The sequence below is a fragment of the Pseudomonas sp. DC1.2 genome (assembly GCF_034351645.1).
Lineage (GTDB): Bacteria > Pseudomonadota > Gammaproteobacteria > Pseudomonadales > Pseudomonadaceae > Aquipseudomonas.
In genome coordinates, this window is record NZ_CP133782.1 from 5,565,564 (window position 1) to 5,582,255 (window position 16,692).

At 56.4% G+C, this 16,692-nt stretch carries 8 protein-coding genes; 6 read left to right on the plus strand and 2 right to left on the minus strand.

Annotation, left to right across the window (positions count from 1 at the left end; all coding sequences use genetic code 11):
• Nucleotides 1-155: 155 nt before the first annotated feature.
• Nucleotides 156-4,631, plus strand: a complete 4,476-nt coding sequence (locus RHM68_RS25370) for a dermonecrotic toxin domain-containing protein (protein ID WP_322219719.1) — start codon at nt 156-158, stop codon at nt 4,629-4,631.
• On the opposite strand, the gene RHM68_RS25375 is transcribed toward RHM68_RS25370, so the two are convergent.
• Nucleotides 4,628-5,844 (minus strand): IS3 family transposase gene (locus RHM68_RS25375; protein WP_322216042.1). Its coding sequence is split into 2 segments (ribosomal slippage): nt 4,628-5,499 and nt 5,499-5,844, totalling 1,218 coding nucleotides; the frame shifts between segments, so codons are not numbered across the junction. The two genes, RHM68_RS25370 and RHM68_RS25375, sit on opposite strands and share 4 nt — an antisense overlap.
• Before the next feature lie 343 nt (nt 5,845-6,187).
• Between RHM68_RS25375 and RHM68_RS25380 the strand changes: the two genes are divergently transcribed.
• The 4 genes from RHM68_RS25380 to RHM68_RS25395 all read left to right on the plus strand — a co-directional run bounded on the left by RHM68_RS25380 (nt 6,188) and on the right by RHM68_RS25395 (nt 14,402).
• The gene (locus RHM68_RS25380) at nt 6,188-7,180 is read left to right on the plus strand and encodes an AraC family transcriptional regulator (RefSeq protein WP_322219720.1); all 993 of its coding nucleotides are present in this window, start codon (nt 6,188-6,190) and stop codon (nt 7,178-7,180) included.
• A 185-nt stretch (nt 7,181-7,365) separates the two neighbouring features.
• Nucleotides 7,366-8,397, plus strand: a complete 1,032-nt coding sequence (locus RHM68_RS25385) for a histone deacetylase family protein (RefSeq protein WP_322219721.1) — start codon at nt 7,366-7,368, stop codon at nt 8,395-8,397.
• A 12-nt stretch (nt 8,398-8,409) separates the two neighbouring features.
• A complete protein-coding gene (locus RHM68_RS25390) occupies nt 8,410-9,525 on the plus strand; it encodes a polyamine ABC transporter substrate-binding protein (protein WP_322219722.1) in 1,116 nt (371 codons plus the stop codon).
• A gap of 284 nt (nt 9,526-9,809) precedes the next feature.
• Entirely contained in the window at nt 9,810-14,402 is a 4,593-nt protein-coding gene (locus tag RHM68_RS25395; RefSeq protein ID WP_322219723.1) for a dermonecrotic toxin domain-containing protein, read from the plus strand.
• Between the two features lie 19 nt (nt 14,403-14,421).
• On the opposite strand, the gene RHM68_RS25400 is transcribed toward RHM68_RS25395, so the two are convergent.
• Entirely contained in the window at nt 14,422-15,972 is a 1,551-nt protein-coding gene (locus RHM68_RS25400) for a PLP-dependent aminotransferase family protein (RefSeq protein WP_322219724.1), read from the minus strand.
• A gap of 90 nt (nt 15,973-16,062) precedes the next feature.
• On the opposite strand from RHM68_RS25400, the gene RHM68_RS25405 reads away from it, so the two are divergent.
• Nucleotides 16,063-16,692 carry an FMN-binding negative transcriptional regulator gene (locus tag RHM68_RS25405; protein ID WP_322219725.1) on the plus strand — a complete coding sequence of 210 codons (630 nt, stop codon included), beginning with the start codon at nt 16,063-16,065 and terminating at the stop codon, nt 16,690-16,692.

Consider the following 16,692-nt stretch of genomic DNA (forward strand, 5'->3'; position numbering starts at 1 on the left):
ACACGTTGCACACGGGGTGCTTGCAACGTCCTGCATAAATTCAAAGCGCTGATGCATACATAGTTACCACCTTCCCTGATTTGCCGTTCCTTAGCATGGAGCTTCCCGAGACCCCCCTCGGGCAGCTTCCATACTTTGCGAAACAGGGATGCTCCATGACTCAATCATCCGATACCCCCACGCAGCAAAAAACTGTTCGTCATGCCCCACTTGAAGCACTGATGACTCAACTGTGCGTCGGTCCTGACTTGGGTGAAGTCGCCGCCGTGCTTTTGCGACAGGCCTTACAGGCGCTTTATCCAAACCTGGACATCGACCCGGCCATCGCCATGGTGGGTACTTCGTGTTGGGAAATCGTCGACGACGCGATCATTCCAAAGCCCACTCAATACGAAGCGCTGACCGACATTCTCGCTGGACGATCCTTAAACGACGATCAAGTCATCTACCTTGAGAGTCAGCACTTTCTCACCCAACAGCCGCTTACAGACCCCGTTCTTCATCTGCCTGTACGCATTGCTGAAATCGCCAGCACCCTCAATATACTTGCCCCCCAAATGCTCATTGCCTATCAGGAACAACAACTGGCGTTCTGGAACAAAACCGACAATAACGGCGTGCGCTGGCATGCACTGTCCAGCACCCTGCGCAATATCTGGAATGTCGATAAGGTCGAGGGCTGGACCACTGAAGACTGCCGTATGGCGCGCCACTTCTTCCATGCTCCCGACCTGGCGACTCGAGGGCTTAACAACCCGTTTGGCAGCAAGGCCTACTTGTTCGACATCGACTCGGTCGACGGCGAAAACGTGAAGCATCTGAATGAGATGCCGTTCGCAGCACTGATTGGCACACACCAAGGCCGCACAAGCATCCTCATGTACTCGGGGGTAAACGGGTATGAAAAATTCGATTCGCTCGAACAGTTGGGCGCCAGCTTGCCTGTTCATCTGGACACCTCGCGCAATTACAAAAAAATACAGTGGCGACTGTACGAACCCAGCGGGCATTTCTTTGATCAGCAGGCCTGCACACTGATCTCCATGCAGATTGATATCATCGGAGCACTGAGTGTGGCGGACCTCAACCCCATCGACGCGGTCCAGTCGCCTCTGCGCAAACCCCTTGGCATCGTTGAACTCTCCGAGAAGAAGGGCCCCGTTAAAGAATGGTTTCGTGACTTGCTGCCCGACTGGCTGCGTAACGCATCGAGCAGTGACCTGACCCTCTATTCACGACACCTGAAGGACCTCGCCACACTGCACAGTCTGAACGCCGGGCAGTCCTATCAGGACGGTATCCTGCCCATCGACCAGTACACGCTCAAAGCACTCAAAGACGAAATGACCAAAGACCATGCCGATGCCGCCCGGCTGAAGCTCGACATGTTCACCGTCAGGATCGAAAGCCAGCTTATATGGGGAACATTCACCGTTCCGGGCAAGACCGAAGTCAGTCTGTTCAGCCTTGTTGAACTGGCGCTGCAGAACCTGGTCGCACTGCCTCTGGGCAACAAGACACTGCGCTCGACAAACGGCAACTCCCGGCCCGCCTGGTTGACGGTCGACTATATCGAAGCACTGATCAAGCGAGTGAACATCGGGAGTACCTACCCAGCGCTAATCAAAGCCAAGCTGCTGGATGACCCAAAAGAAAAAGCGCGCCGCGAAGCGCTCTATACCCAGCACCTGCGTATCCAGCTGCCACTGCTGGCCATGCAATGTCGGATTCGCAATGAGGCCGGTATCGACGAGCGGGGTTATCGCTATGTCGTAGCCGTCATGCAGCCCGACCTCTCCGACCACGAGGTCGAGGGGCAGATCATTGTCATCCGTCCACTGGCCTTCATTCCCAAGCGCCGGATCACCACGACAGCGGACGTGGTCGCCAATATGTTCGTAATCGGTCCGCAAGACCCTGCCGCCGGCCCCTGCCTGCTGTATCGACCATTGCTCGACGAACCGCTTACCCAATACCCGTCGCCAGCCAACCTGTTGTATGCCATTCAACAATCCGTGAGCCTGCGCAACTCCGTGCTGGCCTGGCTTCCAGATGCCGCGCGCAGCGACTACGAGTTTTACGTTTTTCCAGGCCAACTGCCTTCGCCTTGGGCGGCCCTAGAGTTTTTGGTGGACCCCGTAAAGTTATGGACGATGAGTGGGCCTATGTCTCTGGGGGCCCAGCCCCTGAACGGCGAACTGTTCGCGAACCTTTACCAGGCCAACGCAAACGCGCTGATTGAACTCGCCGATCGTCAATCGGTATCGAATACCGAAGCCCGCTGGGCAACCTTCAAGCACTCCGGTTGGCTAATTTTTAGTTCCGTTCTGCCGTTTCTCAACCGTACCGCGGGCACTGCAACCTGGATCTGGCAGATGGTCGATACCCTGCAAACCTTCGTCGAAGACTATGAGCAAAAAAGAACACAAGAGGAATGGGCAACCTTCGTCGACATTCTGCTCACGCTGGGCCTGGCAATAACAGTACACATGGCCAGCCGTAACCGCCCGACCCGCAGTATCTCTGCCAAAAAATCACAGCCGGAACTCCTCATTAATACCCCGCCATTGGCGGAACCCACCGTTGTGAAGAAAATTCCGGATCTCACCGCTTACGAACTGCCGCCGGGCCATTTTCGATCCCTGCACACCAGCGGTGCATTGAATCGACTGCCCGCGAGCCTGGGCAGCGTGTTGGACAGCTTCAAAACCGTCAAACCGGAAGGACTGGTCACCCCCTCCACCGTAACGGGTGCGCATCGGCATCTTTACCCTCTCGGGCAAAAATGGTACGCCCCGGTAGGGGAGCGCTGGTTTGAAGTCACCGTGGATACAGACGCCAAAGTCATTATCGTAGACCCCAGGCAGACAACTCGAACGGGACCGACCTTGATCAACAACGCCAAGGGCGAGTGGTTCATCGATACGCGTTTGCGCCTGCGCGGGGGCGGGTTACCAACGCAGAAGCAAAAAAACGAGACCCTGATAACGACAAGAGCCGCACTGCTGCGCTCACAATTGACGACGTTCGAGAACGAGAAGAAGACGACCCAGGATGCACTTCAGCTTTCCCGCCAACAGATGACCGACGCACAAGGCACGTCTGTCGAGGGCAAACGCGAGCTCTACCTGCAAAAACTGGAAACACAGCGCACCGACTACGAGGATGCGCTGCAAAAACTCAAAACATTGAATGTCTTCACCCCTCTGCACGATTATCAGCAACGCTCTCTTGGTTACCTCAAGGCCCAACTCGACCTCACACAAGCGGGAATAACCGAAGCACTCACTACCTTCACTCCTAAACTCAGAACCGTTCTGGATCAAGCCGAGCAACAGGGCCGGGCCCGTCAAGATCGTCATATCGAAGACGCCGGACAAATGAGCGTGTTAAACCGGGACATGATCAAGCGCCTGAGTTACATACAGTCGCGCTTCACCCACCTCAAGGTATTTGCAAAGGAAGGTCTGCAACTGATCCAAGACACTCGGAAGCGCCTGCCTGCCTACGCCATCGAAGACCTCAAGGCGCTGCAAGTCACCCTGTCGCGCAACTTATGCCTGGCGTCAGAAACCACCACGACAGCGCCGGATGCTTGGTATGCCATCGACCAGATTATCGACAGCGCCGACCTCACGATCCAGGGGCTGCGCGATACCTTGGCCGAGCGCAGCGAAAACCGTCTGGACGAACGAATCGGCACCCTGAACAGCCTGTTCGAACAGTTCAGCGGCGTAGACGAACGCTTGCAAGACTTCAAACTGGAGTTCCCTGGGCAGGTGCTTGAAGAGCCTTTCACCCGTTTGCGCGATCAGATCACCGAGTTCAAGCAAAGCACCGTAAATAATCTGGTCTTGTTAATCGGCGAAAGGAACATCCTGCGAGTCCAGCCAGGCCCGTCGCAAACAACGCCCAGACCCAAGAGAAGGTTTATCCATACGCGCTACAACGGTGTGCTCATCGGCGAGCCGCGCCTGTCTGACGCAGGCCTTGAAACTAATCTGGTGGACATCAAGTCGCCCCTCACCCAAAAGACCATGGCGACCTTCCATGAAAAAACACCGGGCGTATGGGTTGAAAGGGTCCAGTCCTCGGAGTCAACCGCCGTCGCCCCGAATATTCAAAGCAGTACTACCGCAGGTCAGGCCCTGCTCGATGGCCTGACAGCGTTCAAAACACGCGCCACGGCGCAAATGAATCAACCTGGACGCACGCCGACGGGAGTGGAATACCTGTACCACCAGCATGCCATGCGACTGGAGCAGGCCAGTCGTGCCATCGAGCAAGCGTTGACAGACGCCAACCTCACCGATGACAACTCAATTTCGGCCGCCGAGATCAGCAAAAACCTCGACGCCGCCGTAGAGAGCCTCTACACCCAGGCTCACATCGGCATGGAAAAAATGATCAAGGAGCAGCCCCCTACCATCGCAGGCATTGAGTGGCTCAACGGAAAGAAACTGATCGCCATTAAAAAAACCATCAATCGGCGTCGGCTCAAGGGCAGCAAATCCGATTACCTGGATGAGTACACCGTCAGCGACTCCAAATCCCATAAGGTCTTCTGGTACGCACACTTTCATTACTCGATGGACTGGCCCCTATCAAACCGGACACCTGCACCCCGTTAAATTGATGCCGCTGCCAAACGCCTAAACTCCCGTGGTGAACGGTATTTCAGCGCGCTGTGCGGATGCTCCTCGTTGTAATGCTCAAAGGCAATCGTCAGGTTACGCAAGGCTGTTTCCCGGTCAGGTTTGGGCATGTGCGCGACGTAGTCGCGTTTCATCGTTTTGACGAAGCTCTCGGCCATGCCGTTGCTCTGCGGGCTACGCACCGGTGTGGTCACCGGTTGCAAACCGATCTGTCGGGCAAACTGGCGTGTCTGTTCAGCGATGTAGGCCGAGCCATTGTCGCTCAGCCATTGCACCGGGGTGGCAGGCGCCTCTTCACCGAAGCGTTTTTCCACCGCCTCCAGCATCAGATCACGGATATCGTCGCCGCTGTACCCGGTCGGGCTGGCCACCCAACCGATGGCTTCGCGGTCGCAGCAGTCCAGGGCAAAGGTCACGCTCAGCTTGGCGTTATCATCACAGCGAAACTCAAACCCGTCCGAGCACCACCGGGTATCGCTGGTGGCCACGGCAATTCGGCCTTCGTGACGGCGTGCCACACCCGGTTGTTTAATCCGTCGCTCCAGCAGCAACTGATGATCGCGCATGACGCGATAAACCCGCTTGACGTTGATCGGCGCCTGACTCTGCTTTTCACGCCGACGACGCAGCAACCCCCACACACGGCGGTACCCGTAGCTGGGCAGTTCACTCACTTCAGCCTGAATTTCTTCGACCAGTGCGGCATCGTCCAGCGCAGGGCGACGCCGCTCGACCTGAGCATTTGGGTTGAGTCGAACCGTCAATTGCGAGCGCGCTACACCGAGACTTTCACTGATCAGCTTCACTGGTCGTCCCCCGGCAACAAGGGTGAGTGCGCAATCCATTTTCGCGACCGAGCAATCTCCACAGCTTCCTGAAGGATCTCGACCTGCATGGTTTTCTTGCCAAGCATGCGCTGTAGCTCGCGGATCTGCTTGAGCGCATCGGCCAGCTCGGAAGCGGGCACCACGCTCTCCCCAGCACTGACAGCCGAGAGACTGCCGCTCTGATAGAGCTTGCGCCACTGAAACAACTGGTTGGCATTCACGCCATTCTGTCGAGCCACCACCGAGACGCTTTGCCCCGGTTGCAGGCTCTCGCGAACCATGGCCAGTTTTTGCTCCGGGCTCCAGCGGCGACGCCGCTCCTGACCCAAAAGCTCCCCACCCTTATCGTTTCTATTAGTCATATACACAGTCGTTTGCCTATCCCTTATGTTAAGGGGGAAACGGTGTCCTGTCTTTCAGGGGGCTCGTCCACTCGACCTCCTGGACACCGTCCAAGACGTTTGTCTCGGCGCGCTTGAAAACCCTGGCGGAGAAAAATCTGGGTTTGGCAGCCGACACGGTCAAGGGCATGAATGAGCTACAACAGATCGCGTTTTACCGCAGCGAAATAGGCCTGGATCAGGCAAAACGACTGTTTTTCGCCGAGTGATCCAGTTGGGCGCCGAGAGCAAGATCCCGCGCCCTTGCCACAACGTGTCGGCACACAACTTGCTGCTTCCAGTCACCTAAAGGCTGGAAGCCATCATGCTTCACTCTCACCTCACCACCCTTAACGCCGTCGCTTTGGTGCTTAACGCTTTCAAGGCCAAAGGTCTGTCCAGCGACGCCCTGCTGGCCGACAGCGGTATCAGTGCTGCCGACTTGAGCCGCGCCGACACCCGCATCACCACCCATCAAGAGATGCAGGTCTGCGCCAACGCGGTCGCGCTCAAGCGTGATATCGGCCTGGAACTCGGAAGGCGGATGCACGTTTCGTCCTACGGCATGCTCGGTTATGCACTGCTCACCAGTGCCACCTTCGGTGACGCATTGCGCCTGGCGATACGCTATCCGGCGCTGCTGGGAACACTTTTCGAACTGAGCCTGGAAGACGACGGCGAGCACATCTGGTTCGTGGCTGCCGATTACCGGGAAAGCGCTTCTCTGGCTGTGTTCAACGCCGAGTTCTGTTTGGTCTCGTTGAAAGTTATCTGCGACGACCTGCTTGGGCATTCGTTGCCACTGCTTCGCGCTCGGTTCGAACACACAGCGCCGGATTACCAAGCGACCTACGCCGAACACTTCGACTGTTCGTTGCACTTCGAGGCGCGGGATAACGCGTTTGCCTTCGACAGGTGCTGGCTTGATCAACCCTTGCCACTGGCCGACACCATCACCCATCAGGCCATGGCCGAACGCTGCCGCAAACAGAACACCGAGTTCACTGGCCGCCAGGCATGGCTGGGGCGGATTCGCCAGTTGCTCAGCGCGCAACTCAACGCCGCGCCAGGGCTAGAGGGGTTAGCCGAACAGATGACATGTTCGGCGCGCACCCTGCGTCGGCACCTCAAGGATCTGGGGTGTAGCTATCAGGAATTGCTCGATGAACTAAGGTTCGAGCGGGCCAAGCAATTGCTCTGTGAAGATCAGTGGCCGATCTACCGAATTGCCGAAGCGCTAGGCTTCAGTGAAACCGCCAGTTTTCGACATGCGTTTGTGCGCTGGAGTGGCGTGGCGCCCAGTCAGTTCCGCCCCTGAAGATCAAAAAATCAACAGATTCAGCGTTACGCGCCCTGAGCTGAGGCATTCGAGCGCCATTGAGGGGCGAATTTCGGACACACTTATTGGCCATATCGATCCCCTTTTGGCCTTTCCTGCCGTTCTCCAAATCAGCGCTCGCCGCAAGACTGAGTTCCACCGAATCAGCTTGCGGAGAACAATAAATGCTGACGATCTACTCGGACGATCACCATCTGCACCATGGGCGTAGTGAATTGATGGACGGGCAATTGATGCCCTGCTTCGAAATGCCGGCGCGTGCCGACCATGTGCTGCAACGTGTGCAGGACCGCAATCTGGGCCCGGTCGACGCACCGCAGGACTTCGGCTTGGGGCCAATCCAGCGCGTTCATGACCGTGACTACCTCGACTTCTTCAAAGGTGCCTGGGCACGCTGGACCGAGTTCAATACAGACGGTGATTTGCTGCCCTACACCTGGCCAGCCCGCACCCTGCGCCGAATCATGCCGACCAGCCTGCATGGCCAGCTTGGCTACTACAGCTTCGACGGCGGCGCCCCGATCACCGCCGGTACGTGGCAAGCGGCGTACAGCGCAGCGCAAGTCGCCCTGACAGCCCAAGCGGTGATCCAGCGCGGCGCTCGCAGTGCGTTCGCCTTGTGTCGGCCACCAGGACACCACGCCGCAAGCGACTTGATGGGCGGTTATTGCTACCTAAACAACGCCGCCATTGCGGCTCAAGCGTTCCTCGACCAGGGCCACAAAAAAATCGCGATCCTGGACGTCGACTACCACCACGGCAACGGCACCCAATCGATTTTCTACGCACGCAATGACGTGCTGTTCACCTCGATCCACGGCCACCCCGAAGCGGAGTTCCCGTTTTTCCTCGGCTACGAAGATGAGCTGGGCGAAGGGACTGGCGAAGGCTTTAACTTTAACTACCCGTTACCCGCCGGCTCAGGGTGGGACACGTGGAGTGCCGCCCTGGAACAGGCCTGCAAGGTGATCGAAACCTACAACGCCGACATCGTCGTTGTGTCCTTGGGCGTCGATACGTTCAAGAACGACCCCATTTCCCAGTTCAAACTCGACAGCCCGGATTACCTGGCAATGGGCGCGCGCATCGCAGGCCTCGGCAAACCGACGCTGTTTGTGATGGAGGGCGGTTACGCCGTAGAAGAAATCGGCATCAATGCCGTGAACGTTCTCGAAGGTTTCGATTGCGCACAATGAGGAAGTAGAACAATGAACAGACTCAAGCGTTTTATCGCGCCAGCGATCTTCCCGACAATGCTCTGCGCCACGGTGCTCAGTGGTGCCGCTCACGCCGAAGAACGCACGTTGCGCGTCTACAACTGGTTCGACTACATCACCCCTAAGGCGCTGGAAGACTTCAAGGCCCAGAACACCCAGACCAAACTGGTCTACGACATCTTCGACACCAATGAAGCGCTGGAGGCCAAATTGCTGACCGGCAACTCCGGTTACGACGTGGTGGTGCCGTCCAACGTGTTCCTCGCCAAGCAAATCGAAGCCGGTGTGTTCCAGCCGCTCGACCGCAGCAAACTGCCGAACTGGAACCACCTCGATCCCAAGCTGATGAAGCTGATCGAAACCAACGATCCGGGCAATAAATTTGCGGTGCCCTACATGTACGGGACCATCCTGATCGGCTTCAACCCGGCCAAAATCAAGGCCGCATTGGGCGACAACGCGCCGGTGGACAGTTGGGACCTGATTTTCAAAGAAGAGAACATCAGCAAGCTCAAGCAGTGCGGCGTGGCGCTGCTCGACTCGCCGTCGGAAATTTTGCCGCTGGCGTTGCAGCACCTTGGACTGGACCCTAACAGCAAGAAGCCCGAAGACTACGTCAAGGCTGAAGCTTTACTGATGAAGATCCGTCCGTACATCACCTACTTCCACTCGTCCAAGTACATGGCCGATATCGCCAACGGAGACATCTGCGTTGCGGTCGGTTATTCCGGAAGCTTCTCCCAGGCCGCCAATCGCGCGAAGGAAGCCAAGAACGGCGTGGTGGTCGACATGCGCTTGCCCAAAGAAGGCGCGCCGATCTGGTTCGACATGCTCGCGATTCCCAAGGGCGCAAAAAATACCGAGGATGCCTACACCTTCATTAACTACTTGCTGCAACCCCAAGTGATCGCGCCCGTGAGCGATTTCGTGGGTTACCCGAACCCAAACAAAGACGCCACCGACCGCGTCGACCCGGCGATCCGTAACAACCCGAACCTGTACCCCACCGAAGCGGCCATGAGCACCCTTTACACCTTGCAACCGTTGCCGCGTGACGCGGAGCGAGCGCGAACCCGAGCCTGGACTAAAATTAAATCCGGGACTTGAAACAACCACGAGACGTCATACCCGGGGCAGCCATTGCTGCTGCCTCCCTCATCTGAAGACCCGCGAATTCGCGGGTTTTTTCTGACCGCGATAGTGACTTATCACACCCCGGGAATCACGCGCGCTTGCCTGCGCTCTGCGTGTGCTGCATCTCACCACCGACATGAGCAAATTCTTTCGACCTGCACTAACTATCTACCACCTCCCGTGCTCTACCGCCCTCTACCTTGCCCCGATAGCGCATCCCGGCGGGCTGCGTATGGATCAGCAAAAGGGTAATGGCAATGTCTGATACCGATTTCGAAAATATTCTCACCCAATTGGTGACGGGGCCCTCAATGCGAGAGGTCGCCTGTAAAGCATTGCGCTCAGCACTCAGCACTCTCTACCCGGCACTGAATATCGATCCGTCAAAAGCGGTGATCGTAACGCCCATCTGGAATGTCGCTGATGGTCAGGTTTCGTCCGGCAACAACCATTTCGAGTCACTCACCGACGCACTGGTTCGGCTCAGTCTCAGCGCACAGACCGCCACCTGGATTGACGCAGAGCACTATCTGACGTTGCAGCCGGGCGCCAACTCAGCGATCCAGCTCCCGGTCAAAATCAGTGCAATCGGGAGACTGATAAACCAACTGAGCCTGCTATTTTTCGTGGCACTTCAAGAACAGTACGTGGACTACTGGAACGAGATGACCGAAAACGCAGTCCCGCGCTGGCTTAAGCTTTCGGACAACTTGCGCAAGCTCTGGCACATCAAGCAAATGCCTGACTGGGACGAGGACCAGAAGGCGATGGCGCTGGCCTTTTTCAATAACCCGGAGCAAACCAGCCGACACAATACTGATAAGTATCAGTACAAGGCCTGCCTGATCGACATCGATAACTCGCAGGGGCATCAGTGGGTATTGGATGTCGCCGTTCTAGTGGGGACAGTGGACGGACGTACACTCGTGATCAGCCGCTCGATTGCCGAAGGTTTCAAGCAACACGATTCGTTGGAATCATTTGGCAAAACGCTCCCGGACCGCTTTTCTTCCTCCCCTGGCTCAAATGCGGTGCGATGGCGGTTGTACGAACCGACAGGCAATTTTTTCGATCATCAAGCCTGTGCATTGATAGCCCTCGAAATCCAAGCCATAGGTCAGCTTTACGGCGCAATTGCGCCAGAGGATTACCAGCCTCCAATCAATACTGCTGCGGTACACCGTAAGGGCTTGCCCACGGGGCAGTACGATCAAATCAGATCCTTTCTGCCTGAATGGATAAACGATGCGCAACCAGCGGATCTGACCCGTTACAGCCGACACCTGATGGACCTCGCATTGCTTAGAGAAAAGCATGCCGGCAAATCCTATCTGGATGACATTCCAGCGCTACGAGTTTTTACCCTGAACACATTGCGAGACCGGGTAGTGAAAGATCATCCGGAAACCGAGGATCCAAAACTCGAAAACATTGAACTAAGCATCACCAGTCTTGTGGTTATCGGTACTTTCACCGTGCCAGGCAAGACCGAGACCGTCACGATGTCGTTGGTCGATTTGGCATTGCAGAATCTGATTGCGGTGCCGTTGGGAAACAAGACCGTGCGACGCACTGACAACGGCGTGGTTGAAGCCTGGATGACCCCGGCCTATCTGCAACAGTTGGTCACTGATGTCGATATCGGTGAAGTCTATCCCGCGTTGATCAAACGTAAGTTGTTCGCTGACACGCTGGAAACGCAACGAAGACAAGAGCTGTTCGCCAGCCAGTTGCGCATCCAGTTACCGCTTCAAGCACTGCAGTACAAGATCCGTGGCGAGTCTGGAATTGACGATCTGGGCTACCAGTATGTGGTCGCGGCGATGCATGAAAAAGCAACGGATCGTTATGTGAGCGATCTGGAAATTATTATTCGGCCGCTGGCTTTCATTCCCGAAAGTCATACGGACGACAAAGCCGATGCGGTCGCCAATATGTTTGTCATCGGGCCTAAATTTGTCGACAAGGGGCCTTGCCTGCTCTTTCGCCCGCTACTTGAACCTGCGCTTTTACAGTACCCCTGCGAAGCCAATCTGCTGTATGCAATCAAACATAGCCAGACGCTTCGGCAGTCCGTATTGGCCTGGCTGCCAGATGATGTGCGATTCAACTATTCGCAATACGTGTTCCCCGGTCGCCTGCCTTCCGCCTGGACATTGTCTCAATGGTTGGTCGACTCAACGTCAGTCCTGCGCATGATGGGGGAAGTCACGCTGTCCAAGACACCCCTTGTGGAACCTTGTCTGTCGACATTGTTCGCCGACAATGCCAACGCGATGATCACCCTTGCAGACCGACAGTCAGTCTCCAACGCTCAAAGCCGCTGGGAGACACTCAAACACGGGGCCTGGGCACTGTTCAACATCGCTCTGCCGTTTCTGGGCAGAACAGCTGAAACAGCGACCTGGATCTGGCAAATCATAGACGACTTGGATGTGGCTAATAAAGCCAGCGAAAAGGGTGACAGTGAAAACACTTGGACCGCGCTGACCGACCTGTTTCTGGCAGTAGCCATGGTACTTGCCCATCGTGCAGCGACACGCCATGCAGGGGCTGCGCGAGCCCTGGAAAATGACTCTGCCTTATTGGACAAAGAACCCACAGTGCTTGAGCAGGAACAGGAGAATACAGAAGAAAAACTGGTCACGACGGCGCCGCCGAAAATCACGCTCACTCAGATGCCGGACATCGCCGCGCAGCAGTTACCCGAATCTCACAAAACCTCTTTGTACACCTCTGGCCCCCTTGCGCGTAAGGGTCTGGAGGCCTTTCTGGAGGGCATGGCCATTACCAAACCTCAAGGCTTGCCCGCCCCCTCAACCGAAGTCGGCCTACACCAATTTTTGAGCGCGTTAAATCAGAAATGGTATGCGCAGGTCGGCCAACGCTGGTTCGAAGTCACCCTCAATGAAAGTGACTTCGTGCAGATCATCAATACACGCGACTCTCCGGCAAAAACCGGCCCACTGTTGATGCATTCTTCAAATGGAGCATGGGAAGTCGACATACGCTTGAGATTACGCGGTGGAGGTCGCAGCCGAAAAGAAGTAATGCAGGAAAACGCACGACGCATCATCGAGCTCAAACAACAACTAACTTCCTTCGACGCGAACAAGGAAACGCTGAAGACAGCGCTAGAGAACGCAGAGAAAGCCGCCGCCACCTCAACACCCGGCGTCGATGATCCTCAAAATCGAATGCTTATCGAAACACTGGATAGACAGCTGGACATCTACGGCGTCTACATAAATCAACTCAAAGCCTTCAATGCGCTTGAGCCCATTGTCAACTACCGAGAGGTCATGGTCAGTTGCCTGGAAGCACAACTCTGGCGCACGAAGAAATGGTGCGATCAGCAGAATCGGGTTTTCGGGAACTACCTACGCCGCTCAATCGCCTTACTTGATAACGAGCCTGTCGAACACACCCAAACACCCCGCCAAACTCATCAACAGACCAGCGAACTGGCCCAAGGGATGATTGATAAAATCGAGTTCGGCCAAGCACGAATCGAAGAGCTGAAGCGGCTGGGCAAAAACGCAGCGCTAATAGCCAGTGAGTACACGGCCACACAGCCCTCCTTTGACCTGCACGACCTGAAGCTGTTTCAGATCAGCCTTGCTCAAGAACTTTGCCTCAATGATTCCGGCACGGCTGCCACAGGGGGCGCCCGCGAAACATTGGCAGCGCTTGTCGAAGACGTGGGTCTCACCATTCAGTCCTCACTGGACCTCGATAGAGAAGGTCACACCGTGGCGTTGACTGAACAAATTGAGGGGTTCAGTGATTTTGTGGAGCAGTTTGCAACCCTCGATCAACGCATCCTCGACCTGCCTGGTGAGTACCCAGGGCAACTGTTGCAACCAGCTTTGGACTTAATGCGTGCGCGAGTCGAGGTATTCAACGAGCGCGCAATCGATCACCTGGCGGGACTGCTGCAAGAACGCAGAACCCTAGAACCTGTTCCAGGACCATCCCAACCGAAAAAAGCACCACTTCGCGTTATCAAGACTCGGTTCAAAGGGACGGTTATCGGCACGTCCAGAACTCGACTGAAAAGCACCGATACCGAACTGGTTGACGTGACCTCTGCGCTGACAGGCATGGTCATTGCGACGTTCCATGAAAAGACGCCGGGCAGCTGGGTCGAACATGTTCGGCCTAATACCACGTTACCTTCAGCCCGGCATCCAACCCTGGCTGTCAGTGTTCAAAACGGAAAAACCTTACTGACACAGCTGGAACCGTTTACCCGACAGACTGAGGCGCATTCCAAAAACATTCGGCGCATTCCCCTGGAAATCGAGGAAATGTTCCATCAGCAGGCTAACCGAATGGAGGCAGCGGCCGCGGCTATCGAGCAAGCCCTGACCGATATGAACGCCACGGAAAGCGGTCCCGGCTCAGCGGCCGATGTCACCAAAAAACTAAGTAACGGGGCGGTAGAGCTGTACAAAAAAGGAAGTGAACTTCGCATCACCATGACCAAACGGCAGCCGCCGACGGCGGGACGTCTTGAATGGCTGCATAGCAAGGGGCTGGTGAAAATCGAACGGATAGTTAAATCAGGAACGGCGCATCAGCGCCTGAAAGGTCAGCGCAAGGACTTTATGGATGAGTACCAGATAAGCGATAAAGCAACCAGCGAGGTGCTCTGGTATGCCCACTTCCATTACCCGACGTCCGATACGCCACGATCAGCCTTCACTGCCGCACACCTGAAGACCGTAGAACAGCGTTTGTCAGGCGGTGCGTTCGTAACGCGCAATACTGTGGGTCCACTTCAGTCCATTGCGATTTATCGTGCTGAAATCAGCCATCGATTAGCTGACTTGCTGTTTCTGAAGTAACAGTGTCGCCGGTAAGGGCTCATTGTCGCCAAAGTTTATCCAGGTGTCCGAGCGCGCTTATGATGTCGACTTCGGGCACCGCCGCAAAACCCAGGACCAGCCCGGCGCGCTGGTCCAGCGGTTGTTGCGAACCCGGCAACCAATAGCTGCTGAGTGCATTGATCTCGATATCGGCACGGGTGGCTTTTTCGATCAGCTCCTTTTCCAAGGCTTGACTCTCGACCCGCACGGTCAAATGCAGCCCTGCTGCCACGCTTGGCAGACTGCCAACGCCCGGAATATCCATCGGCCAACCCGCCAGCAACGTATTGCGCCGACTCAACGCGGCACGGCGCATACGACGGATATGCCTCTGAAAGTGCCCCGCCGCCATGAATTCGGCCATTACCGCTTGAGTGCTGACCTCGGAATGACGCACATCCACAGCACGGCGCTGGGAGAACGCCTCTACCAACCCGATCGGCAACACCAGGTAGCCCAACCTAAGCGCCGGGAACGCCACTTTGCCAAAAGTCCCGACATACAGCACTCGCTCCTGCCGGTCCAGCGCCGCCAATGGCGCCAACGGTGCGCCGCTGTAGCGGTATTCACCGTCATAGTCATCCTCGATGATCCAGCCGTCAGTGCGCTCAGCCCACGCCAGTAATTCCAGGCGCCGAGCGAGGCTCATGATTACCCCGGTCGGATATTGATGAGACGGGGTGACATACGCCAATCGGCAATCGCTCAAACCGTTCAGTTCGGCGCAATCGATACCTTCGTTATCCACGCACACCCCGTGCAATTTCGCCCCAGCCACAGCGAACGCATGACCCGCAGCGCGGTACCCCGGATTCTCCACCGCGACCCCGTCTCCCGGCTCCACCAGCAGCTGTGCACAAAGGCTAATCGCCTGCTGTGCGCCACTGGTGATCACTATTTGCTCAGCTGAGCACTGCATTCCTCGCGAGCTGCGCAAATAAGCGGCGATCAATCCGCGTAATCGCTGGTCGCCAGCCGGATCGCCATAACACAGCTGCTGAAAATCCGGTTTTCGCCAGAAAGCCGCATTCAGCTTGGCCCAGACCTCAAAGGGAAACAGATCAAACGCCGGAACACCTACCCTGAATGCCCTCGGCGGACCGCTGGGAGGTTTAGCCAAATGGTTCTTTTCAACCCGCGCCAAGCCTCCCCTGTGGATAACTTTACTGGATGAAAACACAGGTAAATCGAGCCAATTTGTGGATAAGGCTGGGGATAAGCCTGTTGAAAAGCCTGTGGATAGTTTTGTGGATAGTTTTTTTGTCAGTAACGTACCGGGCCCAATTTGCACGACATACGTACCGTCGCCGACCCTCCCCTCAATAAAACCTTCGGCGTAGAGCTGATCGTAGGCGCGCACGACGCTGTTACGGGAAATCGCCAACGCGGTGGCCAGATCACGGCTGGCCGGCAAACGCATCCCACCAGCGAGTCGCCCGTCGAGCACACGCAGGCGCAACGCCTGATACAGCTGGCGGCTCAGCCCTTTGCCGCGATCAAGTTCGATACCGGTCGGGTTAAATGACAGGGACAGCGACGAATCAGGCATGACATTGGACCTACGAAATGGGTCATGAATGGCTCTTACAACAGACCAATAGCCTGCCTAGGATGCAGACATTCTCCAAGGAAAATTTCCATGTACTTGCCCAGCGCCTTTGTCATAGAAGATTTGCCTGAACTCCATCAGCAGATACTCGGCACTCGCCTCGCCGTGTTAATCACCCATAGCGAACAAGGCTTACAAGCCAGCCACTTGCCGCTTTTGCTGTACCCGGACCAAGGGCCGAATGGCACCCTCTACGGCCATTTCGCCCGGGCCAATCCGCAGTGGCAGGCATTGCAGAATGGCGCACAAGCACTGGTGGTTTTTGCCGGCGCCGACGCCTATATCAGCCCGGGTTTTTACCCGAGTAAAGCCGAACACGGCAAAGTCGTGCCCACCTGGAACTACGTCGCGGTCCATGCTTATGGCACCGCCGAAGTGTTCACCGACGCCACTCGCCTGCGCCATTTGGTCAGCGCCCTCACTGATCGCCACGAAGCCGGTCGCGCCACACCCTGGAAAGTCGATGACGCCCCGCCCGACTACATCGACGGGATGCTCAAGGCCATCGTCGGCTTCGCCCTGCCGATCCAGCGCCTGGAAGGCAAGCGCAAGCTCAGCCAGAACCGCAGCGCCGAAGACATCGCCGGCGTGCGCGAGGGGCTGAGTGCCAGCCCCGATGTGCGCGATCAGGCCCTCGCCCACCTAATACCCAAGGAATGA

Bases quoted from the DNA above. Each gene is read 5' to 3' on its own strand.
- RHM68_RS25370 (WP_322219719.1), top strand. From the start codon at position 156: ATGACTCAATCATCCGATACCCCCACGCAGCAAAAAACTGTTCGTCAT.
- RHM68_RS25380 (WP_322219720.1), top strand. From the start codon at position 6,188: ATGCTTCACTCTCACCTCACCACCCTTAACGCCGTCGCTTTGGTGCTT.
- RHM68_RS25385 (WP_322219721.1), top strand. From the start codon at position 7,366: ATGCTGACGATCTACTCGGACGATCACCATCTGCACCATGGGCGTAGT.
- RHM68_RS25390 (WP_322219722.1), top strand. From the start codon at position 8,410: ATGAACAGACTCAAGCGTTTTATCGCGCCAGCGATCTTCCCGACAATG.
- RHM68_RS25395 (WP_322219723.1), top strand. From the start codon at position 9,810: ATGTCTGATACCGATTTCGAAAATATTCTCACCCAATTGGTGACGGGG.
- RHM68_RS25400 (WP_322219724.1), bottom strand. From the start codon at position 15,972: ATGCCTGATTCGTCGCTGTCCCTGTCATTTAACCCGACCGGTATCGAA.
- RHM68_RS25405 (WP_322219725.1), top strand. From the start codon at position 16,063: ATGTACTTGCCCAGCGCCTTTGTCATAGAAGATTTGCCTGAACTCCAT.